The sequence below is a fragment of the Bradyrhizobium sp. 61 genome, from assembly GCF_023073075.1.
GTDB lineage: Bacteria > Pseudomonadota > Alphaproteobacteria > Rhizobiales > Xanthobacteraceae > Bradyrhizobium > Bradyrhizobium barranii.
Genome location: NZ_JADPIU010000067.1, coordinates 30,528 through 53,803 on the forward strand (window position 1 = coordinate 30,528; position 23,276 = coordinate 53,803).

General features: G+C 64.4%; 20 protein-coding genes. 16 read left to right on the plus strand and 4 right to left on the minus strand.

Annotated elements, in window-relative coordinates; genetic code table 11:
• Nucleotides 1-103: 103 nt before the first annotated feature.
• On the minus strand, nucleotides 104-1,009 hold the full coding sequence (locus IVB46_RS24025) for a LysR substrate-binding domain-containing protein (protein WP_247343605.1): 906 nt from the start codon (nucleotides 1,007-1,009) through the stop codon (nucleotides 104-106).
• Nucleotides 1,010-1,233: 224 nt separating this feature from the next.
• Between IVB46_RS24025 and dctA the strand changes: the two genes are divergently transcribed.
• From dctA to IVB46_RS24040, 3 genes are all read left to right on the plus strand, one after another.
• Nucleotides 1,234-2,565, plus strand: coding sequence for a C4-dicarboxylate transporter DctA (gene dctA, locus IVB46_RS24030; RefSeq protein WP_247343608.1), 1,332 nt, complete (start codon nucleotides 1,234-1,236; stop codon nucleotides 2,563-2,565).
• Between the two features lie 27 nt (nucleotides 2,566-2,592).
• Complete coding sequence (locus IVB46_RS24035; RefSeq protein WP_247314980.1) at nucleotides 2,593-3,102, plus strand: ureidoglycolate lyase; 510 nt, start codon at nucleotides 2,593-2,595, stop codon at nucleotides 3,100-3,102.
• 62 nt (nucleotides 3,103-3,164) lie between these two features.
• The gene (locus tag IVB46_RS24040) at nucleotides 3,165-4,001 is read left to right on the plus strand and encodes a bifunctional allantoicase/(S)-ureidoglycine aminohydrolase (RefSeq protein ID WP_247314981.1); all 837 of its coding nucleotides are present in this window, start codon (nucleotides 3,165-3,167) and stop codon (nucleotides 3,999-4,001) included.
• 76 nt (nucleotides 4,002-4,077) lie between these two features.
• Here the strand turns inward: IVB46_RS24040 and IVB46_RS24045 are convergent, their stop codons facing one another.
• Together IVB46_RS24045 and IVB46_RS24050 are read right to left on the minus strand one after the other, a co-directional pair.
• Nucleotides 4,078-5,118, minus strand: coding sequence for a tripartite tricarboxylate transporter substrate binding protein (locus IVB46_RS24045; protein ID WP_247314982.1), 1,041 nt, complete (start codon nucleotides 5,116-5,118; stop codon nucleotides 4,078-4,080).
• A 212-nt stretch (nucleotides 5,119-5,330) separates the two neighbouring features.
• The gene (locus IVB46_RS24050; RefSeq protein ID WP_247343611.1) at nucleotides 5,331-6,302 is read right to left on the minus strand and encodes a LysR family transcriptional regulator; all 972 of its coding nucleotides are present in this window, start codon (nucleotides 6,300-6,302) and stop codon (nucleotides 5,331-5,333) included.
• 173 nt (nucleotides 6,303-6,475) lie between these two features.
• Here IVB46_RS24050 and IVB46_RS24055 point away from each other — a divergent pair, with 173 nt between their 5' ends.
• The 13 genes from IVB46_RS24055 (at nucleotide 6,476) to IVB46_RS24115 (ending at nucleotide 22,296) form a co-directional block, all read left to right on the plus strand.
• Complete coding sequence (locus IVB46_RS24055) at nucleotides 6,476-7,096, plus strand: UbiX family flavin prenyltransferase (protein WP_071915243.1); 621 nt, start codon at nucleotides 6,476-6,478, stop codon at nucleotides 7,094-7,096.
• A 25-nt stretch (nucleotides 7,097-7,121) separates the two neighbouring features.
• Nucleotides 7,122-8,543, plus strand: a complete 1,422-nt coding sequence (locus IVB46_RS24060) for a UbiD family decarboxylase (RefSeq protein WP_247315122.1) — start codon at nucleotides 7,122-7,124, stop codon at nucleotides 8,541-8,543.
• 127 nt (nucleotides 8,544-8,670) lie between these two features.
• On the plus strand, nucleotides 8,671-9,510 hold the full coding sequence (locus IVB46_RS24065; RefSeq protein WP_014496257.1) for a helix-turn-helix transcriptional regulator: 840 nt from the start codon (nucleotides 8,671-8,673) through the stop codon (nucleotides 9,508-9,510).
• Between the two features lie 143 nt (nucleotides 9,511-9,653).
• Nucleotides 9,654-12,656: a molybdopterin cofactor-binding domain-containing protein gene (locus IVB46_RS24070; protein ID WP_247314984.1), complete on the plus strand. Its 3,003-nt coding sequence runs from the start codon at nucleotides 9,654-9,656 to the stop codon at nucleotides 12,654-12,656.
• On the plus strand, nucleotides 12,653-13,468 hold the full coding sequence (locus tag IVB46_RS24075) for an FAD binding domain-containing protein (protein ID WP_247314985.1): 816 nt from the start codon (nucleotides 12,653-12,655) through the stop codon (nucleotides 13,466-13,468). Before IVB46_RS24070 ends, IVB46_RS24075 begins: the two co-directional genes overlap by 4 nt.
• The gene (locus tag IVB46_RS24080) at nucleotides 13,465-13,983 is read left to right on the plus strand and encodes a (2Fe-2S)-binding protein (RefSeq protein WP_166093438.1); all 519 of its coding nucleotides are present in this window, start codon (nucleotides 13,465-13,467) and stop codon (nucleotides 13,981-13,983) included. Before IVB46_RS24075 ends, IVB46_RS24080 begins: the two co-directional genes overlap by 4 nt.
• The gene (locus IVB46_RS24085; protein ID WP_247314986.1) at nucleotides 13,976-15,520 is read left to right on the plus strand and encodes an AMP-binding protein; all 1,545 of its coding nucleotides are present in this window, start codon (nucleotides 13,976-13,978) and stop codon (nucleotides 15,518-15,520) included. The genes IVB46_RS24080 and IVB46_RS24085 overlap by 8 nt, the downstream gene beginning before the upstream one ends.
• Before the next feature lie 36 nt (nucleotides 15,521-15,556).
• Nucleotides 15,557-16,363: an enoyl-CoA hydratase-related protein gene (locus IVB46_RS24090; protein ID WP_247343614.1), complete on the plus strand. Its 807-nt coding sequence runs from the start codon at nucleotides 15,557-15,559 to the stop codon at nucleotides 16,361-16,363.
• Between the two features lie 72 nt (nucleotides 16,364-16,435).
• Nucleotides 16,436-17,767 (plus strand): MFS transporter, encoded by a 1,332-nt coding sequence (locus IVB46_RS24095; RefSeq protein WP_071915237.1) that lies wholly within the window; start codon nucleotides 16,436-16,438, stop codon nucleotides 17,765-17,767.
• A gap of 63 nt (nucleotides 17,768-17,830) precedes the next feature.
• Complete coding sequence (locus tag IVB46_RS24100; RefSeq protein WP_247314988.1) at nucleotides 17,831-19,528, plus strand: GMC oxidoreductase; 1,698 nt, start codon at nucleotides 17,831-17,833, stop codon at nucleotides 19,526-19,528.
• A gap of 440 nt (nucleotides 19,529-19,968) precedes the next feature.
• Nucleotides 19,969-20,961, plus strand: coding sequence for an NAD(P)-dependent oxidoreductase (locus IVB46_RS24105; RefSeq protein WP_247314990.1), 993 nt, complete (start codon nucleotides 19,969-19,971; stop codon nucleotides 20,959-20,961).
• A gap of 16 nt (nucleotides 20,962-20,977) precedes the next feature.
• Entirely contained in the window at nucleotides 20,978-21,760 is a 783-nt protein-coding gene (locus IVB46_RS24110; RefSeq protein WP_247314992.1) for a class II aldolase/adducin family protein, read from the plus strand.
• A 134-nt stretch (nucleotides 21,761-21,894) separates the two neighbouring features.
• The gene (locus IVB46_RS24115; protein WP_247314993.1) at nucleotides 21,895-22,296 is read left to right on the plus strand and encodes a VOC family protein; all 402 of its coding nucleotides are present in this window, start codon (nucleotides 21,895-21,897) and stop codon (nucleotides 22,294-22,296) included.
• A gap of 25 nt (nucleotides 22,297-22,321) precedes the next feature.
• Here the strand turns inward: IVB46_RS24115 and IVB46_RS24120 are convergent, their stop codons facing one another.
• Nucleotides 22,322-23,236 carry a LysR family transcriptional regulator gene (locus tag IVB46_RS24120; RefSeq protein WP_247314994.1) on the minus strand — a complete coding sequence of 305 codons (915 nt, stop codon included), beginning with the start codon at nucleotides 23,234-23,236 and terminating at the stop codon, nucleotides 22,322-22,324.
• Nucleotides 23,237-23,276: the final 40 nt, after the last annotated feature.

Below are 23,276 nucleotides of genomic sequence, written 5' to 3' on the forward strand. Positions count from 1 at the left end.
GGGTCGCGATGCAGCAGTCGACAATCCGTCGAGCGTTCAACGCCGGGATGTCCGGAAGCCACCCAGACGCGACCGCCGCGGCGACAACGACCGTCGTGCTGTTTCAGGAGGCTTGCCTCGGGCTTTTGCGGTGGCCTAGGTACCGAACGGCCAATTTGATGAAATTGCGCACGACCATCGACGTCTCATCCTCTCGGAACACCAAGAACACATCGGCCGAGGGTGGCGAGGGTCTGATGGGCCGGAATACAATGTCGGCTGTCGTGAAGCGCGCAATGGACTGGGGCACCAGTGCCACGCCGAAGCCCGCCACGATCAGGCTTGGAATCGACTGGGCGTCGACGACCTGCTGGGATACCCGCGGCAAAAAGCCGGCATCGACACAGCATTTCTGGATATAGCGTGCGAACTCCGAGCTATTGGGGTCGAGGACGATGTGATCCTCCGATGCTAGTTCGCTAAGCGCAACCCGCTTGCGCCCGGCCAACGGGTGCGCGTGCGGCAGTGCGAGGACCACCTCTTCACGCCAAGCAAGCTTGCTGGTCAGGCCGTGTTCGGTCGGAACGCTGCGAATGAGACAAATGTTGGTCGTGCGGTTGAGGAGTGCTGCGATCTGCAACGCAGGCGCCTGCTCATGCACCGTGGTTTTCACCGACGGAGCAACCTTTCGGTAGGCGGCAAGCAGTTCCGCCAGCCGACCGCGCAGAATGGAGCCGGTTGCACCAACGTCAAGCGTGCCGATAAGGCCGGCGCCGATCGACTGAACTTCGTCTTCCGCGAGCTTGATTTGCTGGAGAATGGCGCGACCTCGGCCCAGCAGGGATTCACCGGCCTTAGTCAGTTCGACCCTGCGGCTGGTCCTGTGGAGAAGCTGCGTCTTGAGCTCGGCCTCCAGCGTCTGGATGTGCTGGCTCAGCGGTGGTTGGGAAAGGTTCAGTCGCCGAGCGGCGAGGGTGAAGCTGCGCTCTTCGGCGACGGCGATGAAATATCGGAGCTGGCGGAGATCCATTTGGAAAACCTATCAATCGTGTCGTTCTATATATTGGACTTGAGATCCGCGATGGTCAACGAATGCCCGACGGAGCCCTCTGCGGGCCGGGCGCGGTCCGCGATCACGGCAAGCGCGCTCCTTTGTGCGTACGACGACACGTCACCACCAAACAACAAGATAGGCGGAGGCCCGAAGGCCCACCAAGCCGCGTCAGTCGAAGACCAGCCAAGCGAGGAAAAGCCGTGCCCAAGATCTTCAAGTCACTCTTCTTCCAGGTCGTCATTGCGCTCATGCTTGGCATCGCCCTCGGCATGGCTAATCCCGACCTCGCCCTTCAGATGAAGCCGCTCGGCGACGGCTTCATCAAGCTGATTAAGATGCTGGTGCCTGTGATCGTGTTCTGCGTCGTCGTGCACGGTATCGCCGCGGCGGGAGACCTGTCGAAGGTTGGAAGGGTCGGCATCCGCTCTCTCCTGTATTTCGAGATCGTCACCACCGTCGCACTGGTGTTCGGCATTGGGCTTGCCTACTATTTCGAGCCGGGCGCAGGAATGAACATCGACCCGAAGACGCTCGACGCCAAGGCCCTTAGCGGGTTCAGCCAGACCGCGGCTCAGGTCGCGGGAGGCGGCGTCTCCGAATTCCTGATGAAGCTCATCCCCTCGACGATTGTGGGGGCCTTCGGCTCCGGCGACGTCCTGCAGGTGCTGATCGTCTCGATCATGTTCGGCTGCGCCGTGTCCTTGTGCGGCGAGCGAGCGAAGCCGGTCGTCGAGTTCATCGAGCGCGTGAACGAGATCATCTTCAAGATGATGAATTTCGTCGTCCGGCTCGCGCCGATCGGCGTCTTCGGTGCCATCGCCTTCACGGTCGGGAAGTACGGTGTTGGTTCGCTCAAGCAACTCGGCGGGCTCGTCGGCCTGTTCTATCTGGCCGTGGTCCTGTTTGTGATCGTGGTGCTCGGCGCAATCATGCGACTGTCCGGCTTCAGCCTGTTCAAGTTGCTCGCCTACTTGCGCGAAGAGCTGATGATCGTTCTCGGCACCGCCGCAGGTGACAGCGTTCTGCCGCAAACCATGCGAAAGCTCGAGCCGCTCGGCATCAAGCGGTCGACGGTTGGTCTGGTGATACCGACCGGATACTCGTTCAATCTGGACGCGTTCTCCATCTACTTGACCCTGGCCGCAGTCTTCATCGCACAGGCGACCAACACGCCGCTTGCGACAGGCGATCTCCTGGCCATCCTTGGCATCGCGTTGCTCACCTCGAAGGGCGCGCACGGCGTTCCGGGATCGGCCATCGTCGTGCTCGCCGCGACGCTTGCCGCTATCCCGGCTATTCCGGCGATTGGCCTTGTGCTCATCCTGTCGGTCGACTGGTTCATCGGCATTGCCCGCGCCCTCGGCAATTATGTCGGAAACTGCGTTGCCACCGTCGTCGTCGCGTCCTGGGAAGGCGACATCGACAGGGCAAAGGCGCATCGTATCCTGAACGGCGAGATTGATCCCTCAAGTGAGGGGCTGGTCGATGCCGTCGGCGGAGATGAGCCCGTCCCGAGTGCACAGACGGCGTGAAACGCGAGTGTTGGTTGGAATATGGCGATGCTGACGCTTTCGATTGAGCCTCTAACGAGGAAGGCATTTGCGCCGTTTGGCGATGTCGTCGATACGGATGGGTTGACGCCCCTGCCGATCAACGAAGGCTATGCCCGGCGCTTCAACGATCTCGCCACGATCGACGTCACCGCGGAAGGCGGACAGATCAACATCAGTTGGTTTGTCGCCTCCACCCGGCCTGCGCCGATCGCGATCCGGCTGATGGAGCGCCATCCGCTTGGAAGTCAATTGTTCATGCCCTTGAACCGCAAGGACTGGCTGATCGTCGTCTGCACGGACCCGCATATCGCCTCGACCTATCGGGCCTTCGCTGCAACGGGACACCAGGGCGTAAACTATGCCCGCAACTGCTGGCACCATCCGCTGCTTGTTCTGGAAGACTCCAGTCCGTTCTTCGTCGTCGACCGGAAGGGCGGGGGCGACAATCTTGAGGAATATTGGCTGGAAGAGATGATGCAGCTCGATCTTGCGACGGACAGCATTCTCGGAAAATGACGCGCGGCAAGCAGAGCCGCGCAATGACATACCACACGGGAAACCTATCGGAGGCCACGACCATGCGATCGCAAACCTATCACGTGCCGCAGGGCGGCCATCCGGCCCAGACGGAGCTCTTGAGCGGCCGGGCGGTCTTCACGAACGCATATGCGGTCATACCCGGCGGTGTGCAGCGCGATATCGTCGTCAGCCATCTGCCGCATTGGGATAACACGCGTGTCTGGGTGCTGGCGCGACCGCTCTCCGGATTCGCCGAGACATTTTCCCATTATCTTATGGAGGTGGCACCGGGTGGGGGAAGTGAGCTGCCGGAGCCGGACAAGGATGCCGAAGGCGCGCTGTTCGTCGCGGGTGGCAAATTGAGCCTCGAGGTGGCGGACAAGGAGCGGGAGCTGCGGCCCGGGGGCTTTGCCTATCTTCCGCCCGGCCGCGGCTGGAGCATTCGCAATCGCAGCTTAAGCCCCGCGCATTTTCATTGGATCCGCAAGCTGTATCAGGGCGTACCGGGGCTTGCTCACCCCGACGTCATCGTGACCAACGAGGACTCGGTCGCACCGACGCTAATGCCAGATACGGATGGGAGATGGAGGACCACGCGCTTCATCGATCCGGCCGATATCCGATATGACATGCACATCAATATTGTCACGTTCGAGCCGGGCGCATCTATTCCCTTCACAGAGACCCATGTCATGGAGCACGGTCTTTACGTTCTGGAGGGCAAGGCCGTCTACCGGCTCAACCAGGACTGGGTCGAGGTCGAGGCAGGAGATTTTATGTGGCTGCGGGCGTTCTGTCCGCAGGCGTGCTACGCTGGGGGCCCAGGTCGGTTCCGTTATCTACTCTATAAGGATGTCAACCGGCACATGGATCTGCGGCCCTTCACGGCAGCGTAAGTTGGAGGCGCTTTTTTGGCGAGCTATCGCGGATGGATCATCCGGACGATGCTGATAATTGCACAAAAGCTTGGGGTTACATCGGCTCGATGCCTATCTTCTTGATGACCGCGGCCCATTTCGTCGTTTCCGATGTCATGAAATCCTTCAGGCCTTGTGGGTCCATCACCATGGGCTCGGCGCCTTGCTCGACGAAGAGGGTGCGCACCTTCGGATCGTTCACGGCTTCCGCCATTGCCGCATAGAGCCTGTCGAGCACGGCCTTGCCTGTGCTCGCGGGCGCGAGCAGAGCAAGCCAAGCGGCGCTCTCGTAATTCTTGAGGCCGGCCTCCGTCGCGGTCGGCACATCCGGCAGCGCCGTCATGCGCTTGTCGCTGGCCACCGCGAGCGGGCGTGCATCGCCGCTCTTGATCAGGCTGATGACGTTCGGCAAGAGCTGGAAGCCAAGCGGGACCTGGCCCGCGATGAAGTCCGGCGTGTAGGCGGCGATATTGCGATAGGGAACGTGCGTGATCTCGGTGCCCGTGAGCTGCTCGAAATAGGCGGCCGCCAGATGCTGCGACGAGCCGACGCCGACCGTTCCGTAGTTCAGCTCCCGCGGATGCGCCTTGGCATAGTCGATCAGCTCGTTCAGTGATCTCGGTGGCAGCCTCGAATTGATCACGATGACATTCGGTAACGTCGCGAACAGGCCGATCGGGACGAGATCCTTCTGCGGATCATAGGGCAGCTCCTTGTACAGCGACTTGTTCGCGGCCAGCGGACCGGAGGTGCTCATAAGCAGCGTGTAGCCGTCGGGTGCGGCATGCGCCGCAGCCGCGGTGCCGATATTGCCGCCGGCGCCGGGACGATTGTCGACCACGAAGGCCTGCCCGAGTGACGTGGACATGCGGTTGAGCAGGATGCGGGTGATGACGTCGCTGGCGCTGCCGCCGGCGAAGGGCACAAGCACCTGGACCGGGCGGGTCGGATAGTCTTGCGCGTTTGCATGCCGCATTCCCGTTGCTGCGAGCAGGGCGCCACCACCGAGCGAGAGCAGCGACCTCCGGTCAGGACGAAATCCCTCGCTCTGCTGGTGGGCGCCATCTGTGATCTTGCTGCGACCGAACCGTGCCATCTCGGACTGAATCTCCCGACTGTGTCTTGTTCTGCGAGCCCAGGGAGCATCCGGGACGGGAGTCGTCGGGGATGAGCGCCAGGTCGCGTTTTTCTGCGCCTGGACCGTAGTTAGCAGGCCGCTACGACCGTCATGCCTGCACGTCTCAAAACTTACCAACCCGTCTCATTTTGCAGTGGGCGCGACATCTTGTCCGAGCAGAAATTCTGCACTCAAGAGATCGCTTTCCGCCGCGTCTTGCTGCGCGCCTTGTGGGGCGATGAGGTCGTGCTGCCAATGAAAAGCTCCACAAACTCTCTCGCCACGGCGGCCGCTTGCGCAAGATCGTGGCTGATGACATCGAGCACGGCCTTTGCCGCGACCGACACCGCTCGCCGCGGGTGATGCACCCAGGCAATCGAGCGCACGATCCGTTGCTGGTCGAAGCGATGCGCCCGGATGGCGCCGCTCGCGAGCGATTGCCGGAGCGCGATGGTCGGCAGCACTGTGGCAAAATCGGTGGTCGCGATCACGTCGCAGAGCGCGGGGAGGGTGTCGAGCTCGAGCCGCGGCCGCAGGTCGATGCCGACGGCGGCGGCGTGCTCATCCAGGATCAGCCGCAGGCCGTGGCGCTTGGACGGCAGCACGAGGTCGAAATTCGCGATGTGGTCGAACCGCAGCTTTGCCGGTGGCCTGACCGGGCTGTCCTTGCGGCAGGCGAACACCATCTCCTCGTCCATGATGTGATGCGCGGCCAGCGGCGTCTTCCGGCGCGGCACGTTGATCAGCGCGAAATCGAGCTGGCCGGTGTTGACCCAGTCGACCAGCGTCTCGGTATAGCCCTCGCAGGCGGACAGCGTGATCTCGGGATAACGACTGGCGACCGTCGCCGACGAACTGGCCATAGTGCTCTGCGCCACCGACGTGATGAGGCCGACCGAGACCCGCCCCGAAATGCGCCCGCCGAGCTGCGCCATCTCCTGCCGCGCATATTCGGCATCGCGCACGATCGGCGCGGTCAGCCGCACAAGCGCCTCGCCGGCGCTGGTCAGATTCATGCCCTGGACGCTGCGGTCGAACAGTTTTTGGCCGAGTTCGGCCTCGAGCTTGGCGATCTGCATGCTCAGCGCGGGCTGCACGATGTTGAGCTGGCGCGCGGCGCGGGTGACGTTCTTTTCCTCCGCCAGGCAAAGGAAATATTGCATCTGCCTGATTTCCACGGAGCTGTCCTTTGTTCGCTGTTGCTTGCGCGCGGCCATCATCACAGATGATAGATGATATAATCAATCATTATTTGTAGTGATGGGTGGGATTGCCTAGTCTCGTGGCGGACCGCGAGGCCTCGAGGGCCGCGCCGTCTGGGAGCGAAATCAGAAATATGCAGGACGCCACACCCAAGCGGATGATCATCGGCATTTCCGGCGCCTCCGGCGTCACCTATGGCGTGCGCCTGCTGCAGCTCCTGCGCAATGCCGGCGTCGAGACGCATCTGGTGATGTCGAAGACCGCTGAGCTGACCTTTGCCTACGAGACCGATTTGAAGATCGCGGAGGTGAGGGAGCTCGCCAATGTCTGCCATGCGATCGACGACATGGCCTCGGCGATCTCCAGCGGCTCGTTCCGCACCGCCGGCATGATCGTGGCGCCGTGCTCGATGCGCTCGATGTCCGAGATCGCTTCCGGCGTGACCACGACGCTTTTGACCCGCGCTGCCGACGTCGTGCTCAAGGAGCGCCGGCGGCTGGTGCTGATGGTGCGCGAGACGCCGCTGCACACCGGGCATCTCAGGACGATGACGGCCCTGTCGGAGATGGGCGCGATCATCGCCCCGCCCGTGCCGGCCTTCTACGCAAAACCCGAGAACCTCGACGACATGGTCGAGCACACCGTCGGACGTGTGCTCGACCTGTTCGACATCGATATCGGCGTTGTGCGCCGCTGGGGCGAGGACGAGGCGCTCAAGCGCCGCTCGCCGCCGCTGCGCAAGATCGCGCCTTGACCTGAAGACCTGAGGAATGACCCGTATGCGAATGGAAAATGTTGCGAGGAGAGGCGCGAACGCGCCCGCCGATCTGCGCGCCTGGCTCGCGTTTCTCGCCGAGCGCGGCAAGCTCGCGATCGCCCGCGAGGGCATTGGGCTGGCTGACGAGCTCGCCGCCGTCGCCAAGCGGCTGGAGCGCGACAGCGCGGTGCTCTTCCCGCGCCCCGATGGGCATGAAATTCCCGTCGTCGCCAATCTCTTCGCGGGCCGCGACTGGGTCGCCGATTCCATCGGCGTGACCGAGGACCAGTTGCTGCCACGGTTCCTGGCTGCCGCAAACCATCCGCTGCCGACGCATGAGGTCGCGAGCGGACCGGTTCAGGACGTCGTCCACGAGGACGTCGATCTGCTCCGTCAGCTTCCGGTGCCCAAGCACAATGAGCGCGACAGCGGCCCCTACATCACGGCCGGTCTGCTGATCGCGCGCAACCCGAAGACCGGTATACAGAACGTCTCGATCCACCGCTGCCAGATCTCTGGCAAGAACCGCATCGGCGTGCTGCTGCTGCCCCGGCACACCTTCTCCTACTACCGCCTCGCGGAGGAGCTGGGCCAGGCGCTGGAGATCGCGATCGTGATCGGCGCGCATCCGGCCTTGATGTTGGCCTCGCAGGCGATCGCCGCGCTTGACGAGGACGAGATGGCGATTGCGGGGGCGCTGCTCGGAGCGCCCGTCGACGTCGTGAAGTGCCGCACCAATTCGGTCCGCGTGCCCGCTCATGCAGAGATCGTCATCGAGGGACGCATTCTTCAGGGCGTGCGCGAACCGGAAGGTCCGTTCGGCGAATTCCCCCAATATTATGGTCCGCGCGCCAATCGCGAGGTGATCGAGGTCGACGCGATCACGCATCGTGCGAAACCGATCTTCCATACCATCGTGGGCGGCGGTTTTGAGCACCTGATCCTTGGCGGCGTGCCGCGCGAAGCGACGCTGCTCCAGCATCTGCGGCGCAGTTTTCCTGGCGTGATCGACGTTCGCCTGACGCGCGGCGGCACCTGCCGCTACCACCTCGCGATCAAGATCGACAAGGCGAACGACGGCGAGCCGAAGAACATCATGATGTGCGCCTTCGGCGCCCATTACGACATCAAGCAGGTGATCGTGGTGGACAAGGACGTCGACATCTCCTCGTCCGAGGAAATCGAATGGGCGGTGGCGACGCGCTTCCAGGCCGACCGCGACCTCATGGTCGTCGCCGGCGCGCTCGGCTCGAAGCTCGATCCGACCACCGACAACGGCATCAGCGCCAAGATGGGTCTCGATGCGACCGCGCCGGTCAACGCGCCCGAGCTCGCTTTCAAGCGCATTCGCGTCAAGGGTGAGGAGGACGTTGATCTCGCCACTGCCTTGCAGGCCGACCCGAGCGCTGCGCTCGCGCGGTTTCTTTCGGAGACGCGCGCATGAGCGGATTACCGCTCGGAAGCAACTTGCGTCGGTTTGCGCCGTTGGAATATGAAGCGGGTGCTGCTTATAGTGCCGCGCCGATGAAGCAATCATTTTGCAGCGCAACGCTGCCGGGAGGAAGGAACTGATGTCGACGGCCCTGCGCATCGCTCATGGCGCTTTCGGCAGGGTCGCTCTGCTCGACATGGACCGTTCGCTGGTCCGCCACGCTCATCATCACTGCCACGTCCTGCTCAAGGTCGAGGGCTCCGACACGCAGTTTCTTGTGGGCGACCAGGTCACGCCGCTGACGGACACCGCCGCCGTGCTCGTCGACGGCTGGAAGCCGCATGCCTATGTGCACGACGCCAACCGTCCGCGCACGCTGATCATGGCGCTCTATATCGAGCCGGAATGGCTGAAGGAGTTCCGTCCCGGCTGGGCGGCCAGCGGTGCGCCGGGCTTTTTCGAGCGGCCGTCGGGCGAGGTGTCGCCGCGCATCCGTCAGCTCACGCTGCATCTGGCGGCCGAAATGATGGCGAATCCGGATGCGGTGCGGACCCACGAGCAGACGCTCTCGGATCTCATGATCGCGGTGATCGAGCGCTTCACGCCCTGGCGCAGCTTCCCGACCTCGATCCGCGGCATGAGCGCGGTGAGCTGCGATTGGCGCATCCGCCGCGCGATGGACGCGATGCGCGTGCACGATTCCTATGCCAACGTCGATCAGTTCGTGAAGGGCGCCGGTCTTTCGCGCGCGCAGTTCTTCCGCCTGTTCGAGACCTCGCTTGGAGTCTCGCCAAAGCTCTATCTCAACGTCGTCCGCATGGAGCGCGCGCTCGATGCTGTCATGCGCGAGGACACACCGCTCGGCGAGCTCAGCGAGCGCTTTGGGTTTCCGGAGCCGGCGCATTTCACGCGTTTCTTCCGCGATCACGCCGGCGTCAGCCCGCGCGAGTTTCGCAATGTCTCGCGTCTCGCGGGTTGAGTCTTGCGGGCTGATATTGCGCTGCACGCTCTCGAATGAGACGATTTGGTAAGTCGTGAGAGCGGGCGGTATGGCTCCCGCACCCCCAGTCCTGACAAACGTCATCGTCGCGTCAAAGAACGCGTCGGGAGGTATGCCGGGACATGTTGCAGGCGGTCAAATCCGCAAATCCGGGAAGTGGCGATGAGCCGTGGGTCGGGCGTTCGATCGAGCGCGTCGAAGACGCCGCGCTGCTCTCTGGCCGCGGCCGCTTCGTCGACGATCTCGGTGTCCAGCCCGGCACGCTACACGCGACGATCCTGCGCTCGCCGCATGCGCATGCCGATATTCTCTCCATCGATGTTGAAGCCGCGAAGCGTCTGCCGGGCGTTGCAGCCGTTCTGACCGGCAGCGACGTCAAGGCCGTCACCACGAGCCTCGTCGTGGGCGTGAAGGCGCCGGTGGAGTGTTGGCCGATCGCGATGGACCGCGTGCGCTATGTCGGCGAACCGGTCGCTTTGGTCGTCGCAACTGACCGTGCGCGCGCCGAGGATGCGGCCGAGCTGATCAATGTCGAATATCGCCCGCGGGCTGCCGTCATCGATCCGCTCGGGACGCTCGCACCGGGCGCGCCCGTGCTCCACGATGGCTTTCCCGGCAATCTCGCCAGTGACCGCCATTTCCGCTACGGCGATCCTGAAAAGGCCTTCGCGGAGGCGCCGCATCGCTTCTCGATCGACATCCGCTATCCCCGCAATTCCTGCACGCCGATCGAGACCTACGGGGTCGTCGCCTCGCACGATGCCGGCGAGGATGCCTATGAGGTGCTCGCCAATTTCCAGGGCCCGTTCAGCATCCACACGGTGATTGCGCGCGCGCTAAAAGTGCCGGGGAATCGGCTCCGGCTGCGCACGCCGCCGGATTCCGGCGGCAGCTTTGGCGTCAAGCAAGGCGTGTTTCCCTACATCGTGCTGATCGCGGCGGCCGCGCGCGTCACGGGACGGCCGGTGAAGTGGATCGAGGACCGGCTCGAGCATCTTACCGCGTCGGTGTCGGCGACCAACCGCGCGACGACGTTGTCGGCGGCGGTCGCAGCCGACGGAAAGATCCTCGCGCTGGACTGGGACCAGGTCGAGGATTGCGGCGCGCATCTGCGCGCGCCTGAGCCTGCTACGCTCTACCGCATGCACGGCAATCTGACCGGCGCCTACGACATCCGCCACGTCAAGATCCGCAACCGCGTCGTCGTCACCAACAAGACACCGACCGGTCTCAACCGCGGCTTTGGCGGCCCGCAGGTCTATTTCGCACTGGAGCGCCTGGTTCAGAGGATCGCGATCGGCCTCGGCCTCGATCCGCTCGATGTCATCAAGCGCAATCTGATCGACGCCGGCGCGTTTCCCTATCGCACGGCGACCGGTGCCTTGCTCGACTCCGGCAACTACCAGGAAGCCGTTGCGCTCGCAGTCGAACAGGGCAGGCTCGCTGAGCTCAAGGCGAAGCGGGACGAGGCGCGAGCGCAGGGGCGGCTCTACGGGATCGGCTTCACCGCGGTGGTCGAGCCCAGCGTCTCCAACATGGGCTACATCACGACGGTGCTGACGGCGGCCGAGCGCCGCAAGGCAGGTCCCAAGAACGGCGCGCAGGCAACCGCGACCGTCGGGCTCGATCCGGTCGGCAGCGTCACGGTTCACGTCGCCTCCGTGCCGCAGGGGCAGGGCCATCGCACCGTGCTGTCGCAGGTCGTCGCCGACGTCTTCGGCCTCCAGCCTAGGGATATCCGGGTCAACACCGAGATCGACACGGCCAAGGACGCATGGTCGATCGCTTCGGGCAATTACGCCAGCCGCTTCGCAGCAGCCGTGGCCGGCACGGCGAAGATCGCCGCGGAACGCGTCGCCGGCAGGCTCGCCCGCATCGCCGCAAGCCAGTTGAACGTCGAAGCCGCCGACATCGTGTTTGCGAAAGGCTTCGTTGCCTCCAGGCACAATCCGGAGAACCGGATCGCGTTCCCGCGCGTCGCGGCGCTCAGCCATTGGTCGCCGGGCTCGCTGCCTGATGATGCCGGCCAGACCATCCGCGAGACCGTGTTCTGGACGCCGCCGGAGCTGACGCCGCCCGACGAGGACGACCGCATCAACTCCTCGCTCTGCCACGGCTTCATCTTCGATTTCTGCGGCGTCGAGATCGATCCGACGACGCTGGAGACGCGAATCGATCGCTACGTCACCATGCACGACTGCGGCACCATCCTGCATCCCGGCATGGTCAACGGCCAGATCCGCGGCGGCTTTACCCAGGCGCTCGGCGCTGCGCTCTACGAGGAATATGCCTACGCTGAGGACGGCAGTTTCCTGACGGGAACGCTCGCCGACTATCTGCTGCCGACCACCACCGAGGTGCCGGAGCCGCAGATCATCCACATGGAGACGCCGTCGCCGTTCACGCCGCTCGGCGCAAAAGGCGTCGGTGAGGGCAATTGCATGTCCACACCCGTCTGCCTCGCCAATGCAGTCGCGGACGCGCTGGGCGTTGCCGACATCACCTTGCCGCTGGTGCCGGCGCGGCTTGCGGAGCTGGTGCGCGGTGCCGAACCGCCGCCTCCCGCGGGCGGCGCGACTGCTGCGCCTGTGCGCGAGGGCGACCGGCGGCTGCGCGGTGAGGGACAGGCCTCGGTAAAGGGGCCGCCCGAGCAGGTCTGGGCGATGCTGCTCGATCCCGCCACCCTGCAATCGGTCATTCCTGGCTGCCAGCGCGTCGACAAGATCACCGACACGCATTTCCGCGCCGACGTCACGCTCGGCATCGGCCCGGTCAGCGGGCGTTATCGCGCGGATGTCGAGCTGTTCGATCTCGATCCGCCACGCGCGGTCACACTGCGTGGCGGTGCGACCGGCGCACTCGGCTTCGGCAACGCCGAGGGGCGGATCACGCTCGCGCCCGACGGCAATGGCGGCACAAAGCTGGTCTACAGCTACGACGCCGCGATCGGCGGCAAGGTCGCGAGCATCGGCGGTCGCCTGCTCGACGGCGCCACGCGCGTCATCATCGGCCAGTTCTTCACCGCACTGGCCCGCAAGGCTGGCGGTGGTGGTGCGGAGGGTGGCGGCTTCTCGCTGTTCGCGCTGCTGGCAAAGGTGGCGAGCCTGTTCGGGGGGCGCCGATGAAGCCGCCCGCATTCGACTATCTCCGCGCCGAAACCGTCGGCGAGGTCCTCGAAGGCCTCGCGCAGCAGGGTGGCGATGCGCGCGTGCTCGCGGGCGGGCAGTCGCTGATGGCGATGCTCAACATGCGCCTCGCCAAGCCAAAACTGCTGATCGACATCATGCGCATCAGGGAGCTGCGCCAGATCGAGCGGAAGACCGATGCCGTCATCATCGGCGCCGGCGTGCGCCAGGCCGACCTCCTGGCATGGCCTGACCTTGCCGAGGCGCTGCCGCTTGTCGCGCTGGCGCTGCCTTGGGTCGGGCACTTGCAGACCCGCAGCCGAGGCACCATCTGCGGCTCGCTCGCGCACGCCGATCCCAGCGCCGAGATGCCGCTGACGCTGGTTGCGCTCGGCGGCGAGGTGTTGCTGCGCAGCGCCAAGCGGCGGCGGCGCGTTGCCGCCAAGGACTTCTTCGCCGGCATGATGCTGACCGCTCGCGCCGATGACGAACTGATCGAAGGAATCTCGCTGCCCGCCGTCAAGGGATCGCGCTTCGCCTTCCGCGAGGTCGCGCGACGCCATGGCGATTTCGCCATTGTCGCCTGCGCGGCGATGAAGACACCGACGGGCGTGCGTATCGCCGTTGGCGGCGTCGCCGACGTTCCGACCGTGCGCGACTGGCCGCGGCTGGAGGGCAGCGCGCTCGACGATGCCCTCAATGCCTTTGCCTACGAACTTGGTGCCCGCGACGACGTCCACGCAACCGCGCGCTACCGGCGCGACCTCGTGCGCATGATCGGTCGCGATCTGATCGGCGAGGTGCTGCAATGACCCGTCTCAAGGCAGATCAGCGCCATGCCGTCCGTTTCTCGCTCAACGGCAAGCCGGTCGAGGGCGAGGCGGAGCCGCGCATGCTGCTCTCCGATTTCCTGCGCCACCAGCTGGGAGCGACCGGCACCCATGTCGGCTGCGAGCACGGCGTCTGCGGCGCCTGCACTGTTGTCGTCGATGGCATGCTGACGCGGTCCTGCCTGACGCTCGCGGCGCAGGTCGATGGTTGCGAACTCAGGACCGTCGAAGGGCTCGCGCCGTCGGCGGATCGGCTCGGCGTGCTGCAGCAGGCGTTCCGCCGCAACCACGCGCTCCAGTGCGGCTTCTGCACCGCCGGCATTTTGATGTCGCTCGACCACTATCTCGCCAGGAACCCGGCGCCGACCGAGGCCGAGATCCGCGACCTCCTCAGCGGGCATATCTGCCGCTGCACCGGCTACACACCGATCATCCAGGCGGCGCTCGAAGCCGCCGCCGAACTCGCTTCATCCAAAAAAGAGACGTCCGATGCTTGATCTCGCCAGCAGCTTCATCGCCAGCGCCGCGCGCGATCCCCATGCGATTGCGCTTGTCGACGGTGATCTGCGCCTGACCTACCGGCAATGGTACGGCAAGATCTCCGCGCTCGTGGCATCGTTCGACCGCCTTGGCCTCAAGCCCGGCGATCACGTCGTCACGCTGCTGCAAAACCGCTGGGAGGCGGCGACGCTGCACTGGGCCTGCCAGTTCGCAGGCCTCGTGATCACGCCGATCAACTGGCGCGCCAAGGCCGACGAGCTCGATTACTGCATCGAGAATGCCGAAGCCTGCGCGATTGTCTATCAGGATATCTCTGCCGAGGCGGTGCAGGGCTCGGGGTTGGCAGGCAAGCTGCTGCGTGTTTCCGTCGATCCCGGGACGGGGGAGGCCACCAGCTTTGCCGATCTGATCAAGGACAGCGCGCCGGACGCCGAGCCGCGTGTCGGCACCGATGCCTGGTCGATCATGCTCTACACGTCGGGCACGACCTCGCGGCCGAAGGGCGTGCCGCGGCGGCATCGCGCCGAACGCGCCGCGGCGATCGCCCATGTCGCGCAAAATCTCTACGGCCGCGGCGAGCGCACGCTCGGCGTGATGCCGCTCTACCACACCATGGGCGTCCGCTCGCTGCTGGCGATGTCGCTGATCGGCGGCACTTTCATCTGCCTGCCGCGCTATGACAGCCGTCAGGCGCTGGCGCTGATCGAGAAGCAGGAGATCACCAACCTCTATCTGGTCCCCACGCTCTATCACGACCTCGTTCATCACGAGGCCTTCTCCAAAACCGATGTCTCCAGCGTCCGCAAGCTCGGCTTTGCCGGCGCCTCGATGACCGACGGCCTTCTCAAGAAGCTGAACGAGGCGTTCAAGCCAGAGTTGTTCGTCAATCACTACGGCAGCTCGGAGATCTACACCTTTACGATCGACCAGAACGCCGCCGCAAAGCCCGGCTCAGCCGGCAAGGCGGGGCTGAACCAGCACGTCAAGGTCGTGCGCATCGGAGCGAAGTCGGTCGCGGAGCTTGCCGCGGTCGGTGAGGAGGGCGAGATTATCGCGACGCTGGCCGGCGACGAGGCCTTCGAGGGTTACTGGCGCCGCCCTGAAGCCGACGCCAAGTCGCTCCGCGAGGGCTGGTACTTTACGGGAGATACCGGCTTCGTTGATCCCGACGGCGATCTGTTCGTCACCGGCCGCGTCGATGACATGATCATCACCGGCGGTGAGAACGTCTCGCCGGTCGAGATCGAGAGCTGCCTGTCGCTGCATCCCGCGGTCGACGAGGTCGCGGTGGTCGGCGTTGCCGACGAGAAATGGGGCAAGGTCGTCGCCGCCTTCGTCAAGCGCAATCGCCCCGTGTCGGACGTCGAGCTGGAGCAGTTCTGCCGGACCACGGGCCTTGCCAATTTCAAGCGGCCGCGCCGCTACGTCTTCGTCGACGCCATTCCCAAATCGCCGGTCGGCAAACTGCTGCGGCGACTGCTCGTCGCCGGTGAGTACGAAGCCGAGCGCCTGCCGCCATCAGACGCCGCCTGATCATCACTCATCAACAATCAACAGAAGGAAACCAACATGCCGTCAGCCTACAATGTTACCGATCCTCGACTCGCAAATCTCGACGGGTTCAAGGTCGAGATCGATGAGGCGCATGAGCGGGCCGATATCATCCTGGGCCGGCCGCCCTACAACGTCGTGGCGATGCCGCAGCGTGACCAGCTGCGCCTGACCTTCGAGACGCTGGACGAGGATCCGCGCGTCCGCGTGATCGTGGTGCGCGGCGAGGGCGAGCATTTCTCCAGCGGCGGCAATATCGGCGGCTTCATGGAGGCGAGCCCCGAGCACGTCTCCAAGCTCGCCTGGAACATCGCCGCGCCTGCGCGTTGCGCCAAGCCCGTGATCGTTGCCAACCGCGGCTATTGCTTCGGCGTGGGCTTCGAATTGTCACTCGCTTGCGACTTCCGCATCGCCTCGGAGACCACGCAATACGCGCTGCCGGAGCAGAAGCTCGGCCAGATTCCGGGCTCGGGCGGCTCGGCCCGGCTCCAGAAGATGGTCGGCATCACTCGCACCAAGGACATCGTGATGCGCTCCAAGCGTATCTCGGCGAAGCAGGCCTACGAGTGGGGCATCGCCACCGAATGCGTGCCGGATGCCGAGCTGGAGAAGGCGACCGACAAGCTGGTCGACGAGCTCCGCACCTTCTCGCCGCTGGCGCAGCGCACGGCGAAGAAGCTCCTCAACGACACCGAGGATTCGACGCTCGCCATCGCGATCGAGCTCGAAGGCCATTGCTACAGCCGCCTTCGCCAGTCCGAAGACTTCAAGGAAGGCGTCGAAGCCTTCAACGCCAAGCGTCCGCCGAAGTTCACCGGGCGCTGATGCGCGACAAAACTGCCGCGGTTCGCAATGACGCGAACCGCGGCTCTATCAAAACGGGGGAGGTAAAACAACATGGCTGAGATGGATATGCCGGTCGCCGGCGCGCAAGCGTCGGCGGATAACAAGCAGATGGTCAATGCGATCATCGCATCGGTGCTCGGATGGGCGCTGGATCTGTTCGATTTGTTCATTTTGCTCTACGTGGCGCCGGTCGTCGGCGCGCTGTTCTTTCCGTCGAGCAACCCAGCGCTGTCGCTGGCTGCGGTCTACGGCTCTTTCGCCGTGACGCTCCTGATGCGGCCGCTGGGCTCGGCGGTGTTCGGGCATTATGCCGACGTGCACGGCCGCAAGCAGGCCATGCTGATCGCCATCATCGGCGTCGGCATTAGCACGGCGGCGTTCGGCCTGCTGCCGACCATCGCCCAGGTCGGCGTGATCGCGCCGATCCTCTTCCTGATCCTGCGTCTGGTGCAGGGCATCTTCGTCGGCGGCGTCGTGGCCTCCACGCACACCATCGGCACCGAGTCGGTGCCGGCGCAATGGCGCGGCGCGATGTCGGGCCTGGTCGGCGGCGGTGGCGCCGGCATCGGTGCGCTGCTCGCGTCCTTCATCTTCCTGATCACGTCGTCGATCTTCCCCGGCGATGCCTTCGCGGTATGGGGCTGGCGCTTCATGTTCTTCTCGGGGCTGCTGAGCTCGCTGCTCGGCTGGTTCATCTTCCGCAACCTCGAGGAGTCGCCTTACTTCAAGGAGCTCAAGCGCCAGCAGGGTAACAAGCAGGCGAAGGTCTCGAAGGCGCCGGTCAGGGACGTGTTCTCCGGCGAATATCGCGGCGTGCTGCTGGTCAACCTTCTCATCACCTTCGGTGGCGGCGCCGGCTATTACCTGACCTCGGGCTACCTGCCGAGCTTCCTGAAAGTCATCAATGCGGTCCCGAACCAGACCTCGTCGTTGATCCTGATGGGCGCGAGCGTGTCGGCGTTCTTCTCGGCCGTGCTGGTCGGCGCGCTGAGCGACCGCATTGGCCGCAAGAAGACGTTCCTCATCATCGGCGTCCTGGCCGCGGTGCTGCTGCCGCTGTGCTACCTCAATCTCGCGGCGACCAAGGACACGACCCAAATCACGCTCTATGCGCTCGCCATCGCCTTCATCGGCAATGCCGGCTATGCGCCGGTGCTGATCTTCCTCAACGAGCGTTTTCCGACCGCGTTGCGCGCGAGCGGCACGGGTCTGTCGTGGAACATCGGCTTTGCGCTGGGCGGCATGATGCCGACCTTCGTCTCGCTGGTGAGCGGCAGCCCTGCGGAGATCCCGATGTCGCTGGCCTACTTCGCAGTCGGCGTGTTCGTGATCTACCTGATTGGTGCGGTCGTGATCCCCGAGACCAAGGGTAACTTCCGCTGAGCCAAATCGGCGCGGCCGCATTCGTGGCCGCGCCGATCCATCGAGTTGCGCGATGAGACGGGAATGGATGGGCTGCATTTCGACGACGTGATCGTCGGTGGCGGGTCGGCGGGCTGCGTGCTCGCCAACCGGCTTTCCGCAGACGGAAGCCGCCGCGTGCTGCTGATCGAAGCCGGGATGGACACGCCGCCCGAGGCGACGCCGCCGGAAATCCTCGACAGCTATCCGATGACGCTGTTCTTCGGCGACAAATACATCTGGCCGGGCCTGTCAGCGGCCGGCGGTCGCAATGCCGAGGGCAAGCCGGTCGTTCGCGCCTACGAACAGGGGCGGGTGATGGGCGGCGGTTCCAGCATAAACGTGCAATCGGCCAATCGCGGCCTGCCGCGTGATTATGACGAATGGCGCGATCTCGGCGCGCGCGGCTGGGGCTGGGCGGATGTGCTGCCGTACTTCCTCAAGCTCGAAACGGACCTGGATTTCCACGGCCCGCTGCATGGCAAGCACGGCCCGATCCCGATCCGCCGCATCGCGCGCGAGGCGATGCCGCCGTTTGGCCACGCCGTCGGCGAAGCGTTGTCGGCGACCGGCCTGCCGTTCCGAAAGGACCAGAACGGCGAGTTCGAGGACGGCATCTTTCCGCCGGCCTTCTCCAATCGCAACGACCGGCGCGTCTCGACCGCAGCCGGATATCTTGACGCAGCAACGCGCGCGCGGCCGAACCTGACCATCTGGGCGGACAGCGAGGTCGAACAACTCCAGCTCGATGGCCGCCGCGCGACGGGCGTCGTGGTCGCGCGGGGCGGGCAGAAGCTCGCCGTCGCCGCCGGCCGCGTGATCCTGACCGCAGGTGCGCTGCAATCGCCGGCGATCCTTATGCGGGCGGGCATCGGCCCGGGTGCGGCGCTGCAAGCGCTCGGCATTCCCGTGGCGATCGATCTGCCAGGCGTCGGCAGCAATCTGCGCGATCATCCCGCGCTGACCTTCTGTCAATATTTGCCGCGGCGGTTGCGGTTGCCGCTTGCCCGGCGGCGTCCCAATTTCGCGGCGATGCGCTTCTCGTCCGAACATCCCGGCTGCGACGCCTCCGACATGTACATCACGGCCTCGGCGCGCGGCGGGTGGCATGCGCTGGGCACGCGGCTTGGTCTCTACTTTCTCTGGTGCAACCGGCCGTATTCGAGCGGCTCGCTCACGCTGGCGAGCCGCGACCCGAAAACCTATCCAGTTGTCGATTTCAACCTGCTGTCCGACCGACGCGATCTCGAACGGATGGTCGCGGCCGTCCGGCTGCTCGCGAGGCTTGTCGTTCATCCCGCGCTCAACCCCGAGGCGGGCGATTTCTTCCCGGCCTCCTTTTCTCCGCGGATCAAGCGGCTGAGCCGGTACGGCACCGGCAATCGCATTGTTGCGTCCATCCTCGGGCCAATGCTCGACATACCTGCGGGCCTCAGGGCGCTTGTGATCCGGCTCGTGCTGCTCAACGGCACGGCCTTCCAAGCGACGCTTGCCGACGACCGTGCCCTCGAAGCCTTCGTACGGCAAAGCGTGTTCGGAGTCTGGCATCCAGTGGGGACATGCCGCGTGGGCGATCCCGCCGACCGGATGGCGGTGGTCGATCCCGGGGGCCGAGTGATCGGCAGTGAGAACATTTTTGTGGCGGATGCCTCGATCATGCCGCGGCTGCCGACGGCCAATACCAACATCCCCGTGATCATGACGGCCGAGAAGATCAGTGATGCCCTGCTGTCGCTAAATTAAGCTTTGTGCTGCGCCAGCGCGGAAACGCCCTCCTGCGTTAGGTATTCGAGTTCCACGAGGTCACTCCATTGGATTCGACTCCTGAACAGGAAGCGCCGCGACGACCGACTGCGGCATCGAGCGGTTCACGTTTTGAAGCAGGCGGATTGGTCCCGGAAAGCGCAGCTTCTTTGCACTCTCGCAGCTAACTACGACCTATTCGATCAATGACGCGACTTCTTGGGATGGGACCAACTGGCTCTTAATCAGTGGGTCCCAGGTTCGAGCACTTGGTCGCGTCGGGCGCGGCCCCCGCAGAAGCGCCAAGGCTCCGGAGACAAATTCTTATGTCTTGCCGAAGCGCGTCGTCCTCTTGTTGCAAGACACCCGTCATCTTTGAAAGGACTATCTTGCAGCAAACGCCTAGCATATCCGGATCGTTGCCAACGTGACTGCGTGACATGAACACTCCCCGAATTGAAAGCCAGCGCGCCTCCACCAGGGTGCGATCGCCGATCATCGTCAATCAGCTTGGCCCGGACATTCGTGCCGCGCTGGTCGATCACTGGTCGCGTCCGCTGATCATCGATCATCCCGCCGATCGCGCGCCCTGGGAGGTTGCTCCCGAAGCCGACGTGCTGCTGACGCGGCCGCTAGTGGGCTGGCACAAGGCGCCTGCGGAGAAGCCGGCCGGCTGGCCGTTCGGCCTGCGCTGGATCCAGACCGCTTCGACGGGCGTCGATTTCTTTCCGGCATGGCTGCTCGACGGTCCGGTGGTCACGGTCGGCCGCGGCATCTCGGCTGATCCGATCGCGGAATATGTCCTTGCGGCGATTCTCGGCTTCGAGAAGCGTATCCATGACATCCGGCCGCGCAATCGCGAGCAGTGGAAGATCAGCCCGCTGGGCTCGCTCACCGGCAAGACGATCGGGATTGCCGGCTTCGGCGCGATCGGCCGCGCAGTCGCCGAGCGGGCCAAGCCGTTCGGTGTCAACATCAGGGTTCTCAGGCGCTCGGCCTGGCCATATGTCCTTCCGGGCATCCAGCCGGTTGATAGCATCGAAGAACTGGTCGCGGTTTCCGATCATCTCGTCCTTGCTCTGCCGGCGACGACCAAGACCGCGCGTCTGATCAACGCCGATGTGCTGGCGCGGGCCAAGACGTCGCTGCACCTAATCAATGTCGCGCGTGGGCGGATCGTCGATCAGAGTGCGCTGTTGCAGGCGCTCGACGAGGGGCGGATTGCCGGCGCGACGCTCGACGTCACCGATCCCGAGCCGCCGCCGGAGGGCGATCCGATCTATCGCCATCCCAAGGTCGTCCTAACCCCGCATGTGTCATGGACGGGTGGCGAGGATGCCAAGCGGCTGGCCGACAAGACGCTGGTCAACCTCGACGCCCACGCCCATGGCGTGGCGCTGGCCGACGTCTTCGACAAGAATCTCGAATACTAAAAAAGGAAAGACAACAATGAACAAGGTCGTCGAGAAGCCCAAGAAATACTCTCTGGTCGAGCGCACGCCGGCCGCGACGTTCGGGGAAGAGCGGCTGCACCGCAAACAGCGGCTTGCCGCAACATTCCGCCTGTTCTCGCGCTACGGCTTCGATCAGGGGCTCGCAGGCCACGTCACCGTGCGCGATCCGGAGTTTCCCGAACGGTTCTGGATCAATCCACTGTCGAAGCATTTCAGCCAGATCAAGGTATCGGATCTTCAGCTCGTCGATCACGATGGCAACATCCTGATCGGTGACAAGCCGATCAACCAGGCCGGCTTCGTGATTCACTCCGCGATCCACGCCGCGCATCCTGAGGTGATCGCGGCCGCGCACACCCATTCGACTTATGGCAAGGCCTGGTCGGCGCTCGGCCGCCTGCTCGATCCGCTGACGCAGGATTCCTGCGCCTTCTACGAGGATCACGTGCTGTTCGATCCGTTCTCCGGCGTCGTGCTGGAGGCGGAAGAGGGCCGCAAGATCGCGCAGGCGCTGGGATCGAAGAAGGCGGCCATCTTGCAGAACCACGGCCTGCTCACGGTCGGACCGACCATCGAGGCTGCCGCCTGGTGGTACATCGCCATGGACAATGCTGCGCGCGCGCAGCTGCTTGCGGAAGCCGCCGGAAGGTCAAAGCCAATCCCGCACGAGATCGCCAGCCTGACCTCGCGGCAGGTCGGAATGCACAAGGGCGGCTATTTCAGCTTCCAGCCGTTGTGGGACTGGATCACCGGGGCGGAACCGGATCTATTCAATTAGGGATCGAGGCTTCCGAGCCGGGCCGATGACCCGGCTAGCCGAATTGCGCCACGCTCTAACATCGTGAGATATAGCGGCAGGCGGCTTGTCACGCTTGTGCAGGCTGCCGCAGCAACGGTGAGGAGCAGGGCGACATGGTCAATGGTCTGCCAAGCGAAGTTGAAGTCAGCACATTGTTCGTCGATGACATTGCGTCGTCGAAAGCGTTTTACGCCAAGGTTTTCGCGTCCGAGACGGTCTGGGAAGATGCGGTCTCATCCGTGCTTCGATTTGGTGGGCTCCTGGTCAATCTTCTCGACGCGTCTCAGGCACCGCCACTTGTCGAGCCGCTGCGTGTCGCGCAGTCCTCCGTAGCGGCGCGCGCACTCCTGACGATCAGGGTCGTCGACGTCGATCAGGTCTGCTCAGCCCTGCGGGAGATTGGCGTCGATCTGCTCAATGGCCCGATCGACCGTCCGTGGGGGCGACGAACTGCGTCCTTTGCCGACCCCTCAGGCCATGTCTGGGAGATCGCGCAGCTGATTGAGCGGGAATAGCAGCCTGCTGCCGGCCCGCCGATCGCTACAGCGTCCCGCAGACGCGATTGACCAGTTCGATGAACCAGCGCAGCGGCGGATTGGCCATGGCGCGGCGCGTGTGGAGAAGGTCGATGGTGAATGGCTCCACATCGTAGGGAATCGGAATGACAGACACGCCGGCGGCTGTCGCGAAGCGGCGCGCGACGCGCTCGGCCATGGTTGCCACGAGATCGGTGCCGGCGACGGCGAATGGCACCGCGACGACATGGGCGAGCGTGATCGCGGTCCGGCGCTTGCGTCCGTGCCGGCTCAGCATCGTGTCGATTGCGCCGGGAAGCCCGTCGCCGCCGGCGGAGGAGAACAGCACATGCGGAAGCCGCGTGTAATCGTCCTTGGTGAGACGGGCTTTCAGTTTGGCGCGCTTGGCGTCGCGAATGCAGACGAATCTCTCTGTGAAAAGCGTGGATCGGATGATGCGCGTGGAAGCGGGAAGATGGCCACCTATCAGCGCGTCGACATCGCCGTGTTCCAGGCTCGCGACACTCGCGGCCGGATCAATGATGGGTCGCACCACGAGATCAATACCAGGCGCCTCCCGCCGCAACGCCTCGACCAGTCGCGGCACCACGACGAGGTCGCCATAGTCAGTTGCCGCAATAGACAGGCGATGACGGGCCGTTGCCGGATTGAAGGCTGATGTGGGTTCGAGCACGCCCCTGATCTGCCCCAGAGCGTCGCTGATCGGCCGCGCCAGCGCCAGCGCCTTGGCCGTCGGCTGCATGCCGGAGGCCGAGCGCACGAAGAGCTCATCGCCAAACAGCGCACGCAGCCGCGTCAGCGTGCTGCTCATGGACGGTTGCGCCAGGCCGATGCGTTGGCCGGCGCGGGTCACATGGCGTTCCTCCATCAGCGCCTCGAAGGCGACCAGGAGGTTGAGGTCGACGGAAGCTAAATTCATTTGAATGATGATAGATATAGTAACAATCGATTTCAAGAAT

Excerpts from the sequence above, each read along its gene's own strand:
- IVB46_RS24100 (WP_247314988.1), top strand. The coding sequence starts at position 17,831 with ATGGATGGGCTGCATTTCGACGACGTGATCGTCGGTGGCGGGTCGGCG.
- IVB46_RS24090 (WP_247343614.1), top strand. The coding sequence starts at position 15,557 with ATGCCGTCAGCCTACAATGTTACCGATCCTCGACTCGCAAATCTCGAC.
- IVB46_RS24035 (WP_247314980.1), top strand. The coding sequence starts at position 2,593 with ATGCTGACGCTTTCGATTGAGCCTCTAACGAGGAAGGCATTTGCGCCG.
- IVB46_RS24070 (WP_247314984.1), top strand. The coding sequence starts at position 9,654 with ATGTTGCAGGCGGTCAAATCCGCAAATCCGGGAAGTGGCGATGAGCCG.
- IVB46_RS24105 (WP_247314990.1), top strand. The coding sequence starts at position 19,969 with ATGAACACTCCCCGAATTGAAAGCCAGCGCGCCTCCACCAGGGTGCGA.
- IVB46_RS24110 (WP_247314992.1), top strand. The coding sequence starts at position 20,978 with ATGAACAAGGTCGTCGAGAAGCCCAAGAAATACTCTCTGGTCGAGCGC.
- IVB46_RS24055 (WP_071915243.1), top strand. The coding sequence starts at position 6,476 with ATGCAGGACGCCACACCCAAGCGGATGATCATCGGCATTTCCGGCGCC.
- IVB46_RS24075 (WP_247314985.1), top strand. The coding sequence starts at position 12,653 with ATGAAGCCGCCCGCATTCGACTATCTCCGCGCCGAAACCGTCGGCGAG.
- IVB46_RS24065 (WP_014496257.1), top strand. The coding sequence starts at position 8,671 with ATGTCGACGGCCCTGCGCATCGCTCATGGCGCTTTCGGCAGGGTCGCT.
- IVB46_RS24095 (WP_071915237.1), top strand. The coding sequence starts at position 16,436 with ATGGCTGAGATGGATATGCCGGTCGCCGGCGCGCAAGCGTCGGCGGAT.
- IVB46_RS24085 (WP_247314986.1), top strand. The coding sequence starts at position 13,976 with ATGCTTGATCTCGCCAGCAGCTTCATCGCCAGCGCCGCGCGCGATCCC.
- IVB46_RS24080 (WP_166093438.1), top strand. The coding sequence starts at position 13,465 with ATGACCCGTCTCAAGGCAGATCAGCGCCATGCCGTCCGTTTCTCGCTC.
- IVB46_RS24025 (WP_247343605.1), bottom strand. The coding sequence starts at position 1,009 with ATGGATCTCCGCCAGCTCCGATATTTCATCGCCGTCGCCGAAGAGCGC.
- IVB46_RS24050 (WP_247343611.1), bottom strand. The coding sequence starts at position 6,302 with ATGCAATATTTCCTTTGCCTGGCGGAGGAAAAGAACGTCACCCGCGCC.
- IVB46_RS24040 (WP_247314981.1), top strand. The coding sequence starts at position 3,165 with ATGCGATCGCAAACCTATCACGTGCCGCAGGGCGGCCATCCGGCCCAG.
- IVB46_RS24115 (WP_247314993.1), top strand. The coding sequence starts at position 21,895 with ATGGTCAATGGTCTGCCAAGCGAAGTTGAAGTCAGCACATTGTTCGTC.
- IVB46_RS24060 (WP_247315122.1), top strand. The coding sequence starts at position 7,122 with ATGCGAATGGAAAATGTTGCGAGGAGAGGCGCGAACGCGCCCGCCGAT.
- IVB46_RS24120 (WP_247314994.1), bottom strand. The coding sequence starts at position 23,236 with ATGAATTTAGCTTCCGTCGACCTCAACCTCCTGGTCGCCTTCGAGGCG.
- IVB46_RS24045 (WP_247314982.1), bottom strand. The coding sequence starts at position 5,118 with ATGGCACGGTTCGGTCGCAGCAAGATCACAGATGGCGCCCACCAGCAG.